Source organism: Dyella sp. KRB-257 (assembly GCF_049445995.1).
In the GTDB taxonomy this organism is placed as follows: domain Bacteria; phylum Pseudomonadota; class Gammaproteobacteria; order Xanthomonadales; family Rhodanobacteraceae; genus Dyella_A.
Map to the genome: position 1 here is coordinate 200,942 of NZ_JBMSDZ010000007.1, position 18,740 is coordinate 219,681.

At 67.0% G+C, this 18,740-nt stretch carries 20 protein-coding genes; 1 reads left to right on the forward strand and 19 read right to left on the reverse strand.

What is annotated here, in order from left to right:
- Positions 1-256: 256 nt before the first annotated feature.
- From ACO2Q2_RS08120 to ACO2Q2_RS08135, 4 genes are all read right to left on the reverse strand, one after another.
- Positions 257-1,174: a branched-chain amino acid transaminase gene (locus tag ACO2Q2_RS08120; RefSeq protein WP_423255257.1), complete on the reverse strand. Its 918-nt coding sequence runs from the start codon at positions 1,172-1,174 to the stop codon at positions 257-259.
- Between the two features lie 126 nt (positions 1,175-1,300).
- Positions 1,301-1,945: a DUF4124 domain-containing protein gene (locus ACO2Q2_RS08125; RefSeq protein ID WP_423255258.1), complete on the reverse strand. Its 645-nt coding sequence runs from the start codon at positions 1,943-1,945 to the stop codon at positions 1,301-1,303.
- Positions 1,946-1,976: 31 nt separating this feature from the next.
- Positions 1,977-2,801 carry a methylenetetrahydrofolate reductase [NAD(P)H] gene (gene metF / locus ACO2Q2_RS08130; protein ID WP_423255259.1) on the reverse strand — a complete coding sequence of 275 codons (825 nt, stop codon included), beginning with the start codon at positions 2,799-2,801 and terminating at the stop codon, positions 1,977-1,979.
- A 432-nt stretch (positions 2,802-3,233) separates the two neighbouring features.
- Entirely contained in the window at positions 3,234-4,703 is a 1,470-nt protein-coding gene (locus ACO2Q2_RS08135; protein WP_423255260.1) for an OmpP1/FadL family transporter, read from the reverse strand.
- 183 nt (positions 4,704-4,886) lie between these two features.
- On the opposite strand from ACO2Q2_RS08135, the gene ACO2Q2_RS08140 reads away from it, so the two are divergent.
- A complete protein-coding gene (locus ACO2Q2_RS08140) occupies positions 4,887-5,186 on the forward strand; it encodes a metal-sensitive transcriptional regulator (protein ID WP_423255261.1) in 300 nt (99 codons plus the stop codon).
- Between the two features lie 6 nt (positions 5,187-5,192).
- On the opposite strand, the gene ACO2Q2_RS08145 is transcribed toward ACO2Q2_RS08140, so the two are convergent.
- The 15 genes from ACO2Q2_RS08145 to ahcY form a co-directional block, all read right to left on the reverse strand.
- Positions 5,193-6,170 (reverse strand): MBL fold metallo-hydrolase, encoded by a 978-nt coding sequence (locus tag ACO2Q2_RS08145; protein ID WP_423255262.1) that lies wholly within the window; start codon positions 6,168-6,170, stop codon positions 5,193-5,195.
- Positions 6,167-7,888, reverse strand: coding sequence for a thiosulfohydrolase SoxB (gene soxB, locus ACO2Q2_RS08150; RefSeq protein WP_423255263.1), 1,722 nt, complete (start codon positions 7,886-7,888; stop codon positions 6,167-6,169). Before soxB ends, ACO2Q2_RS08145 begins: the two co-directional genes overlap by 4 nt.
- Before the next feature lie 22 nt (positions 7,889-7,910).
- Positions 7,911-8,534 (reverse strand): sulfur oxidation c-type cytochrome SoxX, encoded by a 624-nt coding sequence (soxX, locus tag ACO2Q2_RS08155; protein ID WP_423255264.1) that lies wholly within the window; start codon positions 8,532-8,534, stop codon positions 7,911-7,913.
- Between the two features lie 10 nt (positions 8,535-8,544).
- Complete coding sequence (soxA, locus tag ACO2Q2_RS08160; RefSeq protein ID WP_423255265.1) at positions 8,545-9,381, reverse strand: sulfur oxidation c-type cytochrome SoxA; 837 nt, start codon at positions 9,379-9,381, stop codon at positions 8,545-8,547.
- Between the two features lie 29 nt (positions 9,382-9,410).
- Positions 9,411-9,863, reverse strand: coding sequence for a DsrE family protein (locus ACO2Q2_RS08165; protein ID WP_423255266.1), 453 nt, complete (start codon positions 9,861-9,863; stop codon positions 9,411-9,413).
- Between the two features lie 70 nt (positions 9,864-9,933).
- Positions 9,934-10,245: a thiosulfate oxidation carrier complex protein SoxZ gene (soxZ, locus tag ACO2Q2_RS08170; protein WP_423255267.1), complete on the reverse strand. Its 312-nt coding sequence runs from the start codon at positions 10,243-10,245 to the stop codon at positions 9,934-9,936.
- A 20-nt stretch (positions 10,246-10,265) separates the two neighbouring features.
- Positions 10,266-10,754 carry a thiosulfate oxidation carrier protein SoxY gene (gene soxY / locus ACO2Q2_RS08175; RefSeq protein WP_423255268.1) on the reverse strand — a complete coding sequence of 163 codons (489 nt, stop codon included), beginning with the start codon at positions 10,752-10,754 and terminating at the stop codon, positions 10,266-10,268.
- Positions 10,755-10,842: 88 nt separating this feature from the next.
- Positions 10,843-11,802, reverse strand: a complete 960-nt coding sequence (locus ACO2Q2_RS08180) for a c-type cytochrome (RefSeq protein ID WP_423255269.1) — start codon at positions 11,800-11,802, stop codon at positions 10,843-10,845.
- Entirely contained in the window at positions 11,789-13,123 is a 1,335-nt protein-coding gene (gene soxC, locus ACO2Q2_RS08185; protein WP_423255270.1) for a sulfite dehydrogenase, read from the reverse strand. Before soxC ends, ACO2Q2_RS08180 begins: the two co-directional genes overlap by 14 nt.
- Positions 13,124-13,223: 100 nt before the next feature.
- Positions 13,224-14,192: a sulfurtransferase gene (locus tag ACO2Q2_RS08190; protein WP_423255271.1), complete on the reverse strand. Its 969-nt coding sequence runs from the start codon at positions 14,190-14,192 to the stop codon at positions 13,224-13,226.
- A 33-nt stretch (positions 14,193-14,225) separates the two neighbouring features.
- Entirely contained in the window at positions 14,226-14,960 is a 735-nt protein-coding gene (locus ACO2Q2_RS08195; RefSeq protein WP_423255272.1) for a DUF6969 family protein, read from the reverse strand.
- Positions 14,957-15,304, reverse strand: a complete 348-nt coding sequence (locus ACO2Q2_RS08200; RefSeq protein ID WP_423255273.1) for a hypothetical protein — start codon at positions 15,302-15,304, stop codon at positions 14,957-14,959. The genes ACO2Q2_RS08195 and ACO2Q2_RS08200 overlap by 4 nt, the downstream gene beginning before the upstream one ends.
- A 30-nt stretch (positions 15,305-15,334) precedes the next feature.
- Positions 15,335-15,913, reverse strand: coding sequence for a YeeE/YedE thiosulfate transporter family protein (locus ACO2Q2_RS08205; RefSeq protein ID WP_423255274.1), 579 nt, complete (start codon positions 15,911-15,913; stop codon positions 15,335-15,337).
- Complete coding sequence (locus tag ACO2Q2_RS08210; RefSeq protein WP_423255275.1) at positions 15,910-16,422, reverse strand: YeeE/YedE thiosulfate transporter family protein; 513 nt, start codon at positions 16,420-16,422, stop codon at positions 15,910-15,912. Before ACO2Q2_RS08210 ends, ACO2Q2_RS08205 begins: the two co-directional genes overlap by 4 nt.
- Positions 16,423-16,929: 507 nt before the next feature.
- Positions 16,930-18,372 carry an adenosylhomocysteinase gene (ahcY, locus tag ACO2Q2_RS08215; protein WP_423255276.1) on the reverse strand — a complete coding sequence of 481 codons (1,443 nt, stop codon included), beginning with the start codon at positions 18,370-18,372 and terminating at the stop codon, positions 16,930-16,932.
- Positions 18,373-18,740 lie beyond the last annotated feature (368 nt).

Here is an 18,740-nt window from a genome sequence, read left to right on the forward strand (position 1 = left end):
CCCGACCGTAGGAACGCACCCTGTGCGCGAACGGCCTCGCGCTTCGTGGCCGCATCGATCGCCCACAGGGTGGGCTCCTACCGGAGGCGCGTAGGAGCGCACCCTGTGCGCGAATGCCTCACGCTTCGTGGCCGCATCGATCGCCCACAGGGTGGGCTCCTACCGGAGGCGCGTAGGAGCGCACCCTGTGCGCGAATGCCTCACGCTTCGTGGCCGCATCGATCGCCCACAGGGTGCGCTCCTGCCCGTTCTTGCGTCAGACCGCTTCCAGCCAGCCCCACTTGTCGCTGGTGCTGCCGTCGAACAGGCCGAAGTACAGCTCCTGCAGGCGGCGGGTGACGCGGCCGGCGGTGCCGTTGCCGATCTGCTTGCCGTCGACCGAATTGATCGGCGTGATCTCCGCGGCGGTGCCGCACATCAGCAGCTCGTCGCACAGGTACAGGTACTCGCGCGGGATGTCGCGCTCGACCACGTCGATGCCTTCCTCGCGGGCCAGCATCTTGATCGTGTCGCGGGTGATGCCGGTGAGGATCGAGGCGCTGGCCGGGGTGGTGTGCAGCACGCCGTCGAACACCAGGAACAGGTTCTCGCCGGCGCCCTCGCTGAGCAGGCCGGTGGAGGCCATCGCGATGCCTTCGCCGAAGCCCAGGCGCCGCGCTTCACGCGCGATCAGCTGGCCGGAGAGGTAGTTGCCGCCGGCCTTGGCGCCGGCCGGAATGGTGTTGGGTGCGAAGCGCTGCCAGCTCGACACGCAGGCGGTGATGCCTTTTTCCAGCGCCTCCGGCCCGAGGTACGGACCCATCGGCCAGGTCGCCACCGCGACGTCGATCGGCGTCTCGGCGGACAGGCCGAACCCCCCCAGGCCCCGGTAGGCCACCGGGCGCAGATACGCGGCGGAGAAACCGTTCTTCCTGATCACGTCGCGGCAGGCGGCGGCCAGCTCTTCGAGCGAATACGGCAGCACCATGTCGTAAATGCGCGCGGACTGGTACAGCCGCTTGAGGTGGTCGGTGAGGCGGAAAATCGCCGCGCCGTCCGGCGTGGCGTAGCTACGGATGCCCTCGAACACCGACGAGCCGTAATGCAGCGCATGCGACATCACGTGGGCGGTGGCGTCCTTCCACGCCTTGATCTCGCCGTTCTGCCAGATCCATTCGGGGTATTGCTGCGCCATGACGGTTCTCCGTTGGGGACCACTCATGATAACGGGTCGCCCGCTCCGGCGTCCCGCCATCGGACAAGGCTCCACTCGGTCCGTCATCCCGGCTTTCGCCGGGTCGACGGACGAAAAGCCGCTTCCTCAGGCCGGCGGCCGCAGCCACAGGCAACCGGCGCGGCGCTCGATCGGGAAGCGGGTGGCCTCGCTGGCGCCATCGCTGGCGGCGGTGATCGCGGTGAGCGACTGCGGTTCGGGATCGTCATTCCGGGCGGCGGACCCGGACGCGGCCGGCGCGAGGATCTCGGCGAGCGGCCGGCTGGCGTCGTGGATCGCGCGGTTCGGGAATGGCGTCGTGCCGACGGCGTAGGCACCAGGATCGCCATCGCGCAGGTCCAGCAATGGTCGCGGTCGCGCCACCAGCGCGGCCAGCTCGCGGATGCGCTCCACCGCGCCACGCTCGCCGTAGTCGTCCCAGAGCATCAGTCCGGCCAAGCGATTGGCCTGATGCGAGGCGAACGCGTCGGTCACCTGCTGGCGCAGCGCACCGAGGTCGGCGGTGCACAGCGTCGGGGCGACATCGGGGAACACGTTGCCGTCATTCGCCGCCGTGGTGGTTGGCGCAGTCGCCGGCAAGGCCGGCGTGGCGTCGAGATCCGCACAGCGACGATCGGTGAAGACCGGCCGCCCGGCCGCGTCCACACACCGGCGGATGCCGCCCTGTGCATGCGCCGATGCACTGGCCAGGCCGGCCAGCACGAACAGGAACACGAGCAGCAGTGGACGCATCGCCGCAGCATAGCGGCGCGGCGGCAGTCGATCAGTGCAGCAGGTCCAGTACGGCCAGCGTGGGGCGGGCGCGGTTCAGCGTGTAGAAATGCAGGCCCGGGGCGCCACCGGCGAGCAACCGACGGCACAGACCGGCCACCACCTCCGCGCCGAGCTGGCGGATCGCCCCGGCGTCGTCGCCGTGCGCCTGCATGCGCTTGGCGATCCAGCGCGGAATTTCCGCGCCGCACATGTCGGAAAAGCGCTTGAGCTGGCTGAAATTGCCGATCGGCATGATGCCCGGAACGATCGGTACCGTGACGCCGAGCGCACGCGCGTCGTCGACGAAGCGGAAGTAGGCATCCGGGTTGAAGAAGTACTGCGTGATCGCGCCGTTCGCGCCCGCTTCCACCTTGGCCTGGAAGTGGCGCAGGTCGGCCAGCGCGTCCTCGGCCTGCGGGTGGGTTTCCGGGTAGGCTGCCACCTCGATGTGGAAGTGCTCGCCCGAGTGCTCGCGGATGAAGCGCACCAGCTCGGCGGCGTAGCGGAAGTCGCCGGGCGAGGCCATGCCCGAGGGCAGGTCGCCGCGCAGCGCCACGATGCGGCGGTAGCCGGCCGCGCGATAGCCGTCCAGCAGCGCGGCGATCTCCGCGCGGGTGCCGCCCATGCACGACAAATGCGGCGCCACGTCCAGCCCGTGCTCGCGGTGCAGCCGCGCCACCGTGTCGCCGGTGTAGCTCAGCGTGGAGCCGCCTGCGCCGAAGGTCACCGAGGCGTACTCGGGGTTCAGCGCCTTCAGCTGCTGCGCGGCGCGGTCCAGCTGCGCGCGCTGCTCGTCGGTCTTGGGCGGGAAGAATTCGAAGCTGATCGACGGCATCGCCGCGGTCTCCAGGAAGGCATCTTCGACAGAGTTTATATCCTTATGTCGCGATGAAGCGATATAAGTTCACCTTCGGGTCGTGCGCCCAGCAGGTCGATCGAGCCCTCCCGGCGCGCCATGGCATCTCCCGCGGGAGGCGGGTGGGCAGAGCGATCTCTTGGTGCGCGGTCGGTACACGCTTGCTGGACGGGCGCTTGGGCACAAAGTCGCGCCGTGTTCGCCCGGCGGTCCATTGGCGCCGCATCGGCGCGGTGGCTACGCGGCATGGGCCGGTGATCAGGTGACCGCGCCGAATCAGGAGGCGGGGCGGGAGAATCGTCGTGCGCGGCATCACTGGGCTGCCGCCCGTGATGACGATGCGCGACGCGGCATCGGGCACCATCGCGTGGTTGTCCCCACACGCCGTGACGGCGTGTGGGGCGAGCTCATTCAGAACTTCCAGCCGTAGCTGATGCCGACCGAGTTCTGGTGCATCGATATGCGCTCGTTGCCGCCCGGCGCGCCACCCATGAACACCGGCAGGATCGACGCACCCTGCACGGTCTTGCTGAAGGCGTGCATGTACGCCATGGTCAACTCCGCCCCCGATCGCATCGTGTGGGTGAAACCAAGGGTGACATGATTGGTGATGACGCCCGGCGCCAGGATGTTGAAGGTGACGTCGGTGCCCTGGATCGGATTGCTGCCGTGGTTGAAGCCGGCACGCCAGGTCCAGCGCTCGGAACTGGCATATTCGACGCCCAGCTTCCATACCTTCACGTCGTGCCAGCCAAAGCCGGGGCCTTGGTTCGTTCCCAACTGGTACGGAACCAGACTGCGGTTGCTGACCGACTGCACGCCGCTGTAGTTGATGCGCTCGTAATCGAGCGCAACGGTCAGGCGATCGACCGGTTTCCAGGCCACGCCCAGCGAATAGTTCTCCGGGATGTCGAACTTGCCGCCTCGGGCGAACAGGCCGTCGTATCGGGAAAATCTGCTCATGCTGATCTTGCCGGCATAGGCGGCGCCGACCGAGAAGTTCGGGGTGAGGCGAGCGAAATAACCTACGCGTACACCGTAGCCGTGTGATGTCTCCGGTCCACGGTTGGTCACGTTGGCGGGATCCGAGGAGAGCCCCGGCGTGTACGCGAACGCCTGCAACCCCTTGGCCGAGAATCGCTGCACGGCGAACTGGGGAGCGATGCCGATCGACTGGTTCGCGGTGATGGCATACGAGGCCGTCGGTGCAATGATCAGTTGGGTCAGGTCGACGCCGAGTGAGCCCGAGCCGCACAGCATGTTTGCCGGACCCTGGCCGCAATTGAACTGGCCACCGGGATAATCGGTATTCATCCCGCCGTTGCCGAACACGCTGACGCCAAATGCCAGATTGTTCCGCACCATTCGGTTGTAGCCGAATTCGGGAATGGCAAACAGCGTTCGACCGCTGTGGATGGAGCCGTCGAGGCCCGGCCCGAATCCGCTGCGCGACGCGCTGCGCTCGGGATCGAACAGATCAAGTCCGAAATCGAGTCGGTTACCCGACATCACCATGGTGGCCGGATTGTTGGCACCGCCGAAACTGTCGCCGGTCAGGGCCATGGATGTGCCGCCACGGCCCTTGGCCTTCATGCCGTAGCCGTGTGTGAAGTAGCCGTTGGTTGCCGCTGCCGTGCCGCAGCACAGCAGCGCGGTGGACGTGACCAGAATTCGAAGTCGCATGTGGATTTCCCCCTCCGCTGCATTGTTTTGCCGGGCCGGGAACGGAAGCGTGTTCCGAAGCCTTGCGGATATACCCATGCAGGTATAGGTATACAGTTCGAGATTAGCACGAAGTATTTGGTTTTTCGGCAATTCGAAAACAAAAAAATCCGAATGAAAAAACCAGGCTGGATAATGCATTGCAGCATTTTCAGGCACTCCCTTTCCTGCGCGGATTGTGGCTAGGCTGGGGCGGATGCACACACGCAAAATGGCTTCACCGTGCTAATCTCCCGAGCGTTTGGCGCATGGTTTTTTCCGGGCGCACATGACCACTGCCCCGGCCGTATCGAAGAATCCTGCGCCGCAGCATCAGCCACACTGATCGATGGACTCGCCGAGATGACCAAAAAGATCCCCCTGGAGATTCCGCTGGAGACTGAAGAGGCGCAGCGGCGCAAGATCGTCTCCCGCTTGGCGCGCATCGAGGGCCAGATTCGGGCCATCCAGGGCATGATCCTGGACAACTGCAGCTGCGAGCAGGTGGCGCTGCAGCTCACCGCCGCGCGCCGTGCGCTGGACAAGGCTTTCTACGAGATGATCATCTGCAGCCTGAACAACCACATCGAGTCGTCCGACGACATCGAGGATGTGCGGGCGGCGACCAAGGAACTGGCGCGCCTGCTCGCCAAGTTCGGCTGAGCCGGCCTATCGCGAGAGCGATTCCTGCTCCATCTGCAGGTAGACGTTGTAGGCATTGCGCCGATTGGCGACTTCAAACGTCGGCTCGGCGTTGAACCCGCTCCAGTCCACCTGCTTGTAGGCCTCGTCGAACGGCACGAGATTGCTGGCCGCGGCGCCCATCTGCTGGCGCAGGAACACCAGGTAGTTGCGGGTCATCCGGGCATCGGCGCGCGGATGCAATGACGCGGGCCCGTGTCCCGGAACCATCACGCGGGCCGGTATGGCGAGCAGCCGGTCGATCGCCTTCAGCCATTGGCGGGTGTCGGCATCGCCGATGAAGGGCACGCGACCGGCGTATACGACATCGCCCGAGTACAACACGCCGTCGGGCTCCACCAGCATCGCCAGATCCTCGGGCGAGTGCGCGGGCCCGACATGGCGCAGGGAGAAGGTCACCTCACCCATCTTGAAACCCGTGGGGGCATCCAGCCAACGGTCCGGCAGTGGAAGGGTGAAATCCGGCCCGAGCCATGGCCCGATCAGCTGCTTGCGCTGCGCCAGGCGCTCCGCGGCCGCCTGCGAATTGAGGTAGCGATGCGCGCGGGTGTCGGCCCAGATCTGCGCCCCGATCCGGCGAAAGGCCGGAATGCCGTAGAAATGGTCGGCGTGGTAATGACTGATCACCACGCGCCGGATCGGCTGCTTGGTGAGCTTGCGGATCTCTTCGATCAGCCGATCACCCAGCGCGGGCGACCCCAGAGTGTCGAACACCACCACGCCATCGCCGGTGATCACGAATCCCGCGTTGGCAATGAAGCCCTCGTTGGCGCGGGTCGCCTCTTCAAGCCGGCCCTCCACGTAGTAACTGTGGGGGCCGACCTGATGCACGGGCAGGTCGATCTTGCTGGGCGCCCACGGGGGCTTTGCCGCCGGTGCCGCCGCCAGTGCCGGCGCCAGCCACGCCCATGCCAGCAGTGCCGCGAGCGTGCGCCGAAGCATCATGCACCGATGCCCGGATCGTTCTGCTCGCCTACCAGCCTGGGCAGGTTCAATGTCGGTGCCGCCACCGTCTGGTGCGCCTTCAGGTATTCGGCCACCACATCCCACACCGGTTCGCCGGTGACACCCTCGGCCATCGGCGCCCAGCCGGCGACCTTGTAGGACTTGCCGGCCTCGATCGGCTTGCCGTCCAGCCGCATGTCGTTGATGCGTTTGCCGGCGACCGCATTCGGGTCGCAGGTATAGGTGAGCCCGCCGACGCGCACCATGTCGCCGCCCTGCTGGTAATAGGGATCGGGATTGAACAGGTTGTCGCCGACGTCCTCGAGGATCGCCTTGATCCGCTCCCCGGTGAACTCGTTGACGGTCACGGTCGGATAGGTGATCGCCGTCTGGTCCATCAGCCGCTCGTGGGTGATGGCCTCGCCCGGCAGCAGCGTGGTGCCCCAGCGGAAGCCGGGCGAGAACGCGATCTGCGCGTCCTTCACCGCCATCAGGCCATCGAGGATGAGCTGATCGAAGCTGCCGTTGAAGTTGCCGCGGCGATACAGCAGGCCCTCGCTGACGGCATGCTGTTTGGCCAGCTGGCTCTCGTACGGCTGGCGGTGCCTGGCGATCAGCGCCTGCATCGCCGGATCCGGCGGGAGCAGGTCGGAGAACACCGGCAGCAGGCGATAGCGGGCTTCGCGCAGCTTGCCGTTCTTCACATCCAGATCGAGCACGCCGACGAATTTGCCGTTGCTGCCCGCGTTGGTGACCAGGGTCTCGCCGCCGGCATTCTTGACCTTCACCGGGTGCGGCACGCCGTCGTGGGTATGTCCACCCATGATCGCGTCGAGCCCGCTGACCTGCGAGGCCAGCTTGAGGTCGCAGTCCATGCCGTTGTGCGACAGCAGCACCACCACGGCCGCGCCGGCCTTGCGCACGGTGTCGATCACCTGCTGCAGGCGCTCCTGCTGGATGCCGAACGACAGCTCGGCGACGAAGCGCGCCGGATGCGCGATCGGCGTGTACGGAAACGCCTGGCCGATCACCGCCACGTCCACGCCATTGACCTGGCGCAGGGCGTAGTCGGGAAACACCGGATCGCCGAAGTCGGCGGTGCGGATGTTCTGCGCCACGAAATCGATCTTGCCCTTGAACGGACCGTTGACGACTTCCTTCACGCGGTCGGTGCCGTAGGTGAATTCCCAGTGCCCGGTCATCACGTCCACGCCCAGTTCGAGCTGGGCATCGACCATGTCCTGGCCCTTGGTCCACAGCGACGTTGCCGAACCTTGCCAGGTGTCGCCGCCATCCAGCAGCAGGGCGCCGGGACGACTGGCGCGCAGGCGCTTGATCAGCGTGGCCAGGTGCGCGTAGCCGCCGACCTTGCCGTAGCGCCTGGACGCCTCGACGAAATCAAGGTAGGTCAGCGCATGCGCCTCGCGCGTTCCCGGCTTGATACCGTAGAACTTCAGCAGGTGCTCGCCCACCAGGTGCGGCGGGCGGCCGCGCGCGGCGCCGACGCCAAGGTTGGACGACGGTTCGCGAAAGCGGATCGGCAGCAGCTGGGCGTGACTGTCGGTCATGTGCAGCAGGCTGACGTTGCCGAATGCCGGAGCGTCGTACAACGCCTCGCCGCCGGCGCTGGCGGTGAATGCGCGGCTGGACGCCAGCGGCAGGCCGGCCGCCGCGGCGGCGGCCATCAGCTGGATGAACTCGCGGCGATTCATGCTCATGGCAAGGGCGCTCCCGGCACGCTTACTGGTTGACCGGCGAGGCGGGATCGAACAGCAAGGCCATGACGTCCTTGATCTGCTGTTCGGTGAGCACGCCCTTGGCGCCGAAACGCGGCATCGCCGAACACAACGAGTATCCCTTCATGTCGCTGATCATGCTCCAGGCCAGCTTCAGCACCGGCTCGGATCGGCCGCGGTTCTTGCCGTAGTGGTAGAGCGACGGGCCGATGGTGCCGTAGGCGATCTGCTGCTTGTCGAGCTGGTGGCAGGCGTAGCAGTTGCCACCGGACGGCTTGGCCGGATCGTCGGAATACTGGAAGCCGGTGCCTTCCTCGGCGATCGCCTGGCCACGCTTCCAGTCGCCGAGGAACTTGCCGTCGGCGGGAAACTTGACCGAGGCCTGGTTGGCCGCCAAGGCCTTGGCGGCCGCCTCGCCGGTGGGCATCGCTGGCGCGTGCAGCGAGCACAGGGCCTGGGTGGCGTCCTGCTTCAGGCGATCCATGCCGGCCTGGCCGTGAGGCTTGAACGACGCCTTCATGACGGCCAGCGCCCGGGCATTGCGGTCGCCCTGGTGTACCGCCTCGGCAGCACTGGAAATCACCGGCAGGGCCGCAAGCAGGATGAGTAGGCGAATCGGGGTACGCATGGTCGACTCCTTAACGTTTCAGACCGGGGGCCGCCATCTTTCCGCCTTCGGCGTTCTTGGCGAGGAACATGGTCAGGTCGATCGCGGCTTCCGATCCGTACTTCAGTTCCGGCAATCGCTGTTGGCGGAAGCAGTCGCCGATGCGCCACTCCATCGTGCGCACCTCGCCTTGCGATACGCGATAGGCCGGCCATGTGGTGTAGGTGGCACGCGCGTCCGGGCCGGCCTGGGCGAGGTCGGGCAGTTGCTGCAGGCGGATGCGCTTGCCGACCTGTCCGTGACAGGTGGCGCAGGAGAAGTCGTGGGTGGCCGCGCGATAGAAAAAGATCGCCTTGCCCGTTTCGTAGGCCTGCTTCTCCTGCGGATGATCCAGCGGCAGGCTGATGGCCACGCCCTTGGAGGCGTCGACGATGTAGGACGCCAGCGCTTCGAGGTCCGACTTGCGGTCGCCGTCGCCAAAGCGGTTTTTCAGGATCGTCGCTTCGTCCAGCCCTTGCCCCTGCACCATGCAGGTGAGCAGTCGGCTATCGAGGTCCTGCACCTTCCGGGTGTCGGCAAAGTAGCGTGGCATGTGCGCGTAGGCGCCCTTGACCACGCCGGCGCCCAGGCCGAGGTCGCAGCTCTTGGCCAGCGACAGGCCCTTGGGGCCGCGCACCTGGTTCCACAGGTCCTGTCCGCGGGCGATCCACAGTTCGGCCGGGTTGTCGTCGCCGAACATCGCGCGGTATTCGGCCACCGGGTCGCTCGCGGTTTCCGATTGCGCCCATGCCAGCGACATCGCCAGGCTTCCGGCGGCTCCTCCCACGAGCATCAGCCCGAGCATCAGCTGCCTGGATTTCGATTTCATGTGTCGTCTCCTCAGATGCCCGTCGACGCTCAGGGTTTGATGTAGGCATAGCCTTCGCGCGACTGCAGCCGCGCGATTTCGGCCAGGCCGGAGGGGACGACGTCGATGTCGTCGTCCAGTTGATTCTTGGTGATCTTCAGCGTCGTCATGGTGTTGTTGCAGGCTTCGAAACGAACGCCGCTCTGCTGCAGGTCTTCGATCATCAGCGCAAACGGATAACCGCCCTCGGTCTTGCTGCCCTTGACCAGGAAACGCACGCTTTCGCCGAGCGCCACGACGACGATCTTCGCCGTCGGGTCGGCCGTGAGCAGGTTCCTGGCCTGATGCAGCGCGGTGACGGTGCCCTTGCTGCCGGTGTCCAGATGAAACACCACCCGCATCGGCGCGCCCTGCGTGGCTGATGCCGGTGCAGCGCGCGACGGCGCGGGCGCTGCGCCGATCGCACACAGCGCGAGCAGCAGGGACAGCGTGATCTTGTGCATGGATATCACCTCGCCGGCGCGCTGAACGGTGCGGAAGCTGCGGCAGCCCTGGGGCTCCTCCGCCGGGGCGTCAGCTGATCACCGCTTCGTCGGTGCGGGTTTCGCCGGCGGTGTCGCGCCAGGTGATCGAGACCTTGTCGCCCTTGGCGCCGCCCTTGAACTTGAAGGCCAGGAACGGGTTCTTGGATACCGCCGGGCCCCATTCGGCGGTCAGCACGTCCTTGCCCTTGCAACTGGCCTTGACGGTTTCGATGTAGTGGGCGGGCACCGGCTTGCCGCTGGCGTCCTTGCGCAGGCCGGTTTCCATCGGGTGGGACATCAGCACCTTCACCTCGACGGTGTCGCCCGTCAGGCTGGCGCGAATTCGCATCGGATCTGCCATCTCGTTCTCCTGGAGTCGGTTCAGCCGCCGCAGCCGCCAAGGGTGACCTTGACCAGCTGCTCGGTATAGAAAAAGCCCTTGTCGGTCTGCACCAGGGCGTAGAGGTTGGACGTCTCGGCGACCTTCACGCGCGTCATCACGTACGGCTCGGTGCCGTCGGGGAAGCTGAACGAGGCCGACAGCGCGTGCGGGTTTTTCTCCGACACGATCGCGATCATCCGCGTGTTGGGCAGCTTGCTCTCGATCACCACCGGCACCACTGCGCCGTTCTCGGCGATCGGCGGCGCCTGCAGCGCGATGTCGGTCGACTTCGTCGCCGTGGTGCCGCCCAGCGACTTGACCACTTCGTCGAGCGTCATCGCCTGGAACGGCTTGCGGTGATCGGTGGGCGCCAGCGGGTTGGTGGCTGCTGCGGCCGCCAAGCGCGGCAACAGGCCGGTCGCCGACACCAACAGCAGGGCGGTACCGCTGGCGCTGACCTGCAGGAATGCCCTTCTCGACATGTTCATGGATGACTCCTCGACTTGACTGTGTTGCTGCATGGTGGGTGCCTTGGGGTGACGGGTGCGGGGTGTCGCGGCATGCTCGGTTCCTCGGTCATTTCTTGGCGGGCTGGCTCAGGACCCAGTGGATGATGGCCGCCAGTTCCGCGTCGGACGGCCCGGACTGCGGCGGCATCGGGATCGGGCCCCACACGCCGGAGCCACCCTTGCGGATCTTGTCGGTCAGGTGCTGCACCGCGTTGGCGTTGCCCCGGTATTTGGCGGCGACGTCCTGGAAGGCCGGGCCGATCACCTTGTGGTCTGCGGCGTGGCACGCGGTGCAGGCGTAGGTGCCGAGCAGCTTGGGGACGTCCGGGGCTGCCTTGGCGTCGGCATGGCCCGGCAACTCGGACGCGGGCGGCGCCTGCTCGTTCATGGTCTGCAGGCCGCGGAAGTTGTCGCGGATGTCGCCGTACAGGTTCTCGACGAAGCCGGCCGGAAGGCTTGCGCTGACCTTCACGTCCTTCGCGCAGTCCTTCATGCAGGCGACGTTGTGGACGTCGGGCGTGCCCTTCACGCTCATCAAGCCGGGGAACGGCTTGACCTTGTCGTGCGCGGGCATCTTGACCTTGGGCAAGGTGTCCTTGTTGGCGACGAAGTCGGCCGGGACGATGTCGTTGAGGTTCAGCACGTAGGCGGTGGCGGCATACACCTGGTTGGCCGTCAGCGACTTCGAATGCGGGAACGGCATCGCGCGGTTGATGTAGTCGAACAGCGTGGTGGCGTAGTTGAGGCGGGTGGCCACGCCGGTCAGCGCGATATACGAGTTGCTCTCGCCGAACGTGCCGTGGCAACTGGCGCAGTTGGCGTCGTACACCTCGTTGCCCTCGGACACCGAGCCCTGTCCGTCGGGCAGGCCGGCGCCGTCGGGGCGCACGTCGATGTTCCAGCCGGCGATCTGCTCCGGGGTGGCTTTCTGCCCGAGTCCGTACTTGCCCTGGGCCTGCACCGGCAGGGCGCCGATCAGCAGCAGGACGGCCGCCAGTGCAGCGGCCATCCGATCAGACTTCGACATTGTGCACCTTCCCCTCGGCATCGACGAGCCAGGTCTGAATGGCGTTGTTGTGATAGATCGAGCTGGTGCCGCGCACTTCGCGCAACTGGCGCATTTTCGGCTGCACGTAGCCGGTCGAGTCGATGCAGCGGCTCTGCAGCAGGGCAGGGCTGCCGTCCCAGGTCCAGTCCAGCCGGAAGCGGGTGAGCGCCTTGTCCAGCACCGGCGTCTGCAGTCTGGCGGTGCGCCAGTTCCTGCCGCCGTCGGTGGAGACGTCCACCCGCCTGATGCGGCCGCGGCCGGACCACGCCAGGCCGCCGATCTCGTAGTAGCCGCCCTTGTCCAGCAGATGCTGCCCGCCGGACGGCGAGGTGATCACCGACTTGGCCTCCTGGATCCAGGTGTACTGGCGGATGCTGCCGTCCGGCATCAGGTCGCTGTACTGCAGCGATTCCTCGCGGGTGTTCCACGGCTTGTCGCCGACCTTGATCCGGCGCAGCCACTTCACGTTCGACACGCCCTGCACGCCGGGCACGATCAGGCGCAGCGGGTAGCCGTTCTCGGGGCGAACCATCTCGCCGTTCTGGCCGTATGCCACCAGCACGTCGTCCAGCGCGAAGGCGATCGGGATGGTGCGCGTGAGGCCGGCGGCATCGGCGCCCTCGGCCAGGATGTACTTGGCCTGCTTCGCATCGAAGCCGACATCTTCCAGCAGCGTGGACAGCGGTACGCCGGTCCATTCGGCGCAGCTGAGCATGCCGTGGGTGTACTGCACCGTGGGCACCGACGGGTTGGCCCACTCCATCGCCGAGTTGGCGCCGCATTCCACAAAGTAGATGCGCGACACCGACGGGAACCGCAGCAGGTCCTCCATCGTGTAGATCTTCGGCTCGCGCACCAGGCCGTGGATCATCAGCCGGTGCTCGTACGGATTGATGTCCGGACGGCCGTTGTGATCGCGCTCGAAGTGCAGGCCGTTCGGCGTGATGATGCCGAACAGGTTCTGCAGCGGCGTGAACGCCACCGACGATTGGGTGGTCGTGGTCAGCCCCGGACTGCTGCGGCGGATGATGTTCTTCTCGAAGCCCGAGGGAACGCCGTACGGATCGGCTCCGACCGGCTTGCCGAGGTTCTGCGACCACGGCGGCAGGTTCGGCGGCAGGTGTTTCGGATCCACCACGGCGCCGGCCTGCTCGGCGGCGCGCACCGACCCGGCCGCGAGCAATGCGGCGCCGCCGGCCAGCAGCCCGCCCAGCGCACGCCGGCGCGAGCGACCTTCGATGCTCAGGAAATTCTCCGGTGCCTGCAGTAGGCGGCCCCGTTTGGGATCCTGCTGGTCCATCGCATGCTCCGTCGAGGTAAGGCGGCGCGACACTTTTTCATCGCGGCCGGAAAAGAAAGAACGTCGTCTGCGTGCATGCGTGCAGACGACGTGTGTCAGGTCAGGGCAGGCCGACCACCGGACGCTGCTCCGCGGTCCACTCCAGCATCGAGCCGTCGTACAGGCGGGTGTTCGGGTTCTTCATCACTTCGCTGAGCACGAACCACGCGCCGGAGGCGAGGTGGCCGGTGTTGCAGTAGGTGATGCTGGGCTTGCCGGCCTTGATGTCCAGGTGCTTGAAGATGGCCTGGTATTGCGCCGGCGAGAGGTAGTGCTCGGCGCCGCCGGTGGAGGCGGTGCGCAGCTCCGGCGGCAGGTTGACCGCGCCCCTGATGTGCCCGGCCTGGCCGATGTCCGGCTTCTTGGTCAAGCCCACGTAGAACGGCATCGGGCGGGCGTCGACGATCTGCACGCCGCTGCCGATCGCCTTGGCGACGTCCTGGCTGTCGGCGACGTACTTCATGCGGGGGGCGGTCGCCGCCCAGGTGCCGTCGCCGGTCGCCGCGGGCGTGGTGTCGAACGCCAGGCCCTGCTGCAGCCAGCCTGTGGTGCCGCCGTCGAGCAGTGCCAGGTGGTCGTCACCGTAGACCTTCATCGACCAGTACACGCGCGCCGCCATGTCCAGGTCCGCGCCGGAGGCGCCCTCGGGCACGATCACGGTCGGCTTGCCGGCCTTGACGCCAATGCCCCGCATCAGGGCCTGGAAGGTCGCCTGGTCGGGCAGCATCCACTTGATCTGGCGACCGTCGATCATCCGCGCAACGCGCACTTTCCCGAAGTCGAGCAGCAGCGCGCCGGGAATGTGACCGCCGAGCGTGGACAGCGTCTTGGCACCCTTGCCGGTGCTGAAGACCGGTGCCTTGACGAAGGAGGCGGGATCGCTGCGGACGTCGACGATGTTGACCTCGTGCTGGTGCTGCGCCAGCCACTGCGCGCTGACCACCGGCCCGGGCAGCGTCACTGCCTGGGCAGCGGCCGACCCGAGCAGGGCCAGTGCGGCGACCAAGATGCTTCTGATGCGTGTGTTCATGTTCATTCCCTCCACCCCATCCTTTCGGACAATTCAGTGAATGACGTGGTCGAGCGCCGAGAGCTGGCGTTCGACCGAAATGCGGCACTGGCTGAGCACGTGCATGCGACGGTCCTCGAAAAGACCGGGTCGATGCCCGCCTTGCTGGCGTATCGCCATGCGCCGATCGCGATGCCGCAGCACGGCGGCAATCTGCGGCGCGAACACCCCCAGTTGCGCGCGCAGCCAGGCTTCCACCGGATCGTTCCCGGCAGCCGGCGTGCCGGCGATCTTCTCGGCCAGGGCGATCAGGCGATCGGCCGGCAACCAGGTTTCGTCGGTGACCCAGCGATTGGTGGTGAACAGCCGCTGCGGCATGCCGCGTGCATCGACGCCGATGGCCACCAGGTGCGTGTAGCGGGGGGGGCCGTCGACGGCCGCCCCGAGCTGGGCGAACACGTGGAAGTGTCCATGCTCGGCGGGGGATGCCCCCGCCGTGCGATGGGCGTGGTAGTAGAAGTGCAAGGTGCCCGCGCGGCCGTCCATCGCCGTGGCGCCGTCCGGCTGGTACTGACGCCAGACCTGCGGTGTGGCGGTGTCGCCAAGCGCGGCTGCCAGCGGCACCCGGCCGGAGGAGACGAATCGGTCGAGACAGTCGACCAGCGCGTCCGCCGCGGCGCGCGCGCGCGCGCGGCGGGCGCGACCAAGCGCACGCAGGCTCGCGGCGATCCGTGCCTGCGGGAACGGCAGGCGCGGATGGTCGGCAGCGGTGGCCTGGGCGCGATTCATCGGCCCTGGCCGCCCTCGTCGCACTTCGGCGCCGGTGCGCAGGGGTTCTTCGGTGCGTCGCAGTTCTTCTTGCCTTTGCCGGCCTTCGGCGCGCACGGGTTGGCCGGACGGGCTGCCCGGGGTGCGCAGGGATTGGCCGCACCGGCCTTCTGCGGTGCGCAGGGGTTGGCGGGCGCGGACTTGGCCGGCGTGGGGGCGCATGGATTGTTCTGGGCGTGGACCGCGGATACACCGCCAAACGGCGCCAGCGCGGCGGGCAGTGGTGCCATCGCCGCGATGGCCAGCGTGGCAGTCGACAGCCGGACGCCCAGTGAGGCGCTGCGCTTGCGGTGGATCTTGCTCATGGTGTGTGTCCTCGAAGGTGGAATGGCGCGTCAGTCGGCGCAGGTGATGGTCTGGTCGTCACCGTTGCGGCGGGTGAACCACCACACGCCGACGGCGACGCCGATCAGGATGGCCAGCACCGCCCATGCCGGCAGGCCGAGCAGGTCGCCAAGGGTTTGCGACTGCGGGCCGGCCGCCGCGCCCAGCAGCGGAGCGATCGGGGTGTAGACGCCGGCAAAGGCGATTACCCCGATGATCAGGCCGATGAAGAACACGATGCCGTCGATCCGACCGGCCGCCGCGCCGACCACGGAGGTGCCCGGGCAATAACCGCCCAGCCCCATGCCGATGCCGATCAGCGCGCCGCCGAGCAGGGTGGCCCACAGGTAGGTGGTCGGCACGAAGATGTCCGAGGCATGCATCACCCCGGCCAGTTCGAGTACGTACAGGCCGCCAGCGGACACCAGGATGGCGGTGAACATCACGTTGAATACGGTCCAGTCCTGCAACCGCAGCTGGGCGGTCAGCCGGCAGCCGTTGCCCAGGCCGCCGCGCTGCAGGATGAAACCGAACAATGCGCCGCAGACCAGTCCCGAGAGCGGGCCGGTCATTCCGAGTGGGAAGGTCATTTCCACATCCTCCGCGTGAGCAGGCCGGTGGCCAGGCCTGCGCCGAAAAAGCCGATCAGGAAGACGAAGCCGGCCGTGGCCAGCGTGGCCGAACCGGACAGGCCCAGCCCGCTGGTGCAGCCGGCCGAGACGCGCGCACCGAAACCGGACAGGATGCCGCCCGCCAATGCCAGCGCCAGTCGCCCGGGCGTGCGTGCCTTCGGCGGCCCTTCGACCCGCAGACGCATCTGGCCGGACCACCAGGCAGCCAGCAAGGCGCCGAACAGTACGCCCAGCACTTCCCAGTTGATCCAGGAATTGAGCGGATTGTTGCCATCCTGCACCATGGCGCCGAGATAGCCGTTGGCCTGCGTGGTCGCTGGCGCCACCGCGTTGGACGCGACGGCCGCGATCGTGGTCGGTGTGCCGGAGGCGCCAAGCCCATGACCGGTCAGCACGAAGGTGAGCAGCAGCGCCAGGCCGAGCGCGGCCCCGGCGACATGAGCGTTCCAGATGGGTCGTTGTTTCATGGTGACTCCCGATCACCCGCCGTGTCGGCCGGCCAGCGTGGAAAGAGAAATACTCATACCCCCTCGGGTATGTTGATTGATACCCCCTTTCCCGACGACATGTCATGCCGCGATGCGGCAAACCCACTTGGTGGCCGGCACAGGCTCGGCCTGCTGCACTCGGCCTGCTGTACATGCCAGGGGCGTGCTGCCGTGGACGGCGGCACTCGGTGTGTCGGTCGTCATGCGGACAGGCGGATGGCGCGTGGCAGGCATCGCCGGGCACGCGGCAGTTCGCGGGATACGAGGCGCTGCCCGCACTGCGGGCAAGGGCGCTCGCCGCGCGCAGTCCATTGTTCGCCTGGGGGGGTGGCGCTGTCACGGGGCGTGAAAGGGGTATGGGGTATCGCCACGGCGGCGTTTCCTGTGGGTCGCACCGGCCCGCCTGATTTCAGCAGCGGTACCCGGAAACGACGAAGGGCGCATCGCTGCGCCCTTCGTCCGTCGCTTTCGCGGTGCGAACACCGATCAGTAGCGGTAGTGCTCCGGCTTGTACGGGCCTTCCTTCGGCACGCCGAGGTAGGCGGCCTGGGCGTCGGTCAGCGTGGTCAGCTTCACGCCGATCTTCTCCAGGTGCAGGCGGGCGACTTCCTCGTCCAGCTTCTTGGGCAGGATGTAGACCTTCTTCTCGTAGGTCTCCCTGTTCGCCCACAGGTCGATCTGCGCCAGGGTCTGGTTGGAGAACGAGTTGGACATCACGAAGCTCGGGTGTCCGGTGGCGCAGCCGAGGTTGACCAGGCGGCCTTCGGCCAGCAGGAAGATCGCGCGGCCGTCCTTGAACGTGTACTTGTCCACCTGCGGCTTGATGTTGAGCCTGGTCACGCCGGGGCACTTGTTCAGCGCGTCGACCTGGATCTCGTTGTCGAAGTGGCCGATGTTGCAGACGATGGCCTGGTCCTTCATCCGGCTCAGGTGCTCGATGGTCAGCACGTCCTTGTTGCCGGTGGTGGTGACATAGATGTCGCCGCGGCCGAGCGTGCTCTCCACCGTGTTCACCTCGAAGCCTTCCATCGCCGCCTGCAGGGCGTTGATCGGATCGATCTCGGTCACCACCACGCGCGCACCGTAGGCACGCAGGCTGTGCGCCGAGCCCTTGCCGACGTCGCCGTAGCCGCACACCACGGCGACCTTGCCGGCCAGCATCACGTCCATCGCGCGCTTCAGGCCGTCGGCCAGCGACTCGCGGCAGCCGTAGAGGTTGTCGAACTTCGACTTGGTCACCGAGTCGTTCACGTTGATCGCCGGCACCAGCAGCTTGCCTGCCTCCAGCATCTGGTACAGGCGGTGCACGCCGGTGGTGGTCTCCTCCGAGACGCCCTTCCAGTCGCGCACGACGGTGTGCCAGAAGCCCGGGCGCTCGCTGGCCACGCGCTTGAGCAAATTCTTGATCACCTGCTCCTCGTGGCTCTCCGAGGCGGTGTCGACCCAGTCCGAGCCGTTCTCCAGCTCGTAGCCCTTGTGGATCAGCAGCGTCACGTCGCCGCCGTCGTCGACCACCAGCTGCGGACCGAGGTGGCCGCCCTTGCCGTCGGGGAAGGAGAGCGCGTCCAGTGTGCAGTCCCAGTATTCCTCCAGCGTCTCGCCCTTCCAGGCGAACACCGGGGTGCCGGTGGCGGCGATCGCCGCGGCGGCGTGGTCCTGGGTGGAGAAGATGTTGCACGAGGCCCAGCGCACGTCGGCGCCGATGTCCTTGAGCGTCTCGATCAGCACCGCGGTCTGGATCGTCATGTGCAGCGAGCCGGTCACGCGCACGCCCTTCAGCGGCGCGCTCGGGGCGTACTTCTTGCGGATCGACATCAGGCCCGGCATCTCGTGCTCGGCGATGTCCAGCTCCTTGCGGCCGAACTCGGCCAGGCCGATGTCGGCGATCCTGTAATCGTGCTTGGGGATGTCACGGGTGGCAGCGTTCATGCAAATCTCCGGTTCGGTGCGAAAAGGTTCGCGCCCACGCTCCTGGGCAACCGGGCGCCGTTGTGAAACGTGCCGCGCCGAGCCTGGCCGGATGGCGTGCCGGCCTCGGGGGCGGGCACGGCGGACAAGGCCGCCGTCGCAAACGGTCGCAGCGCCCCTCGGCGGGCAACGGGACATTCTAACCGCAAGCGCGGTTCGATGCCCGGAGACAGGCGCCGCTGCCGGCAACGCCGGCCGGATTTGTCAACGCCATTTAGAAATGTCCCCACCCTGTGCCAGTTAAACATGTCCCCTTTGGCGTCACCGGGAAGGCCGGTCAAGTTGGAGCATGGCGCCAGGGATGGTTGCCGGCGGGTTTTCTGACGTTG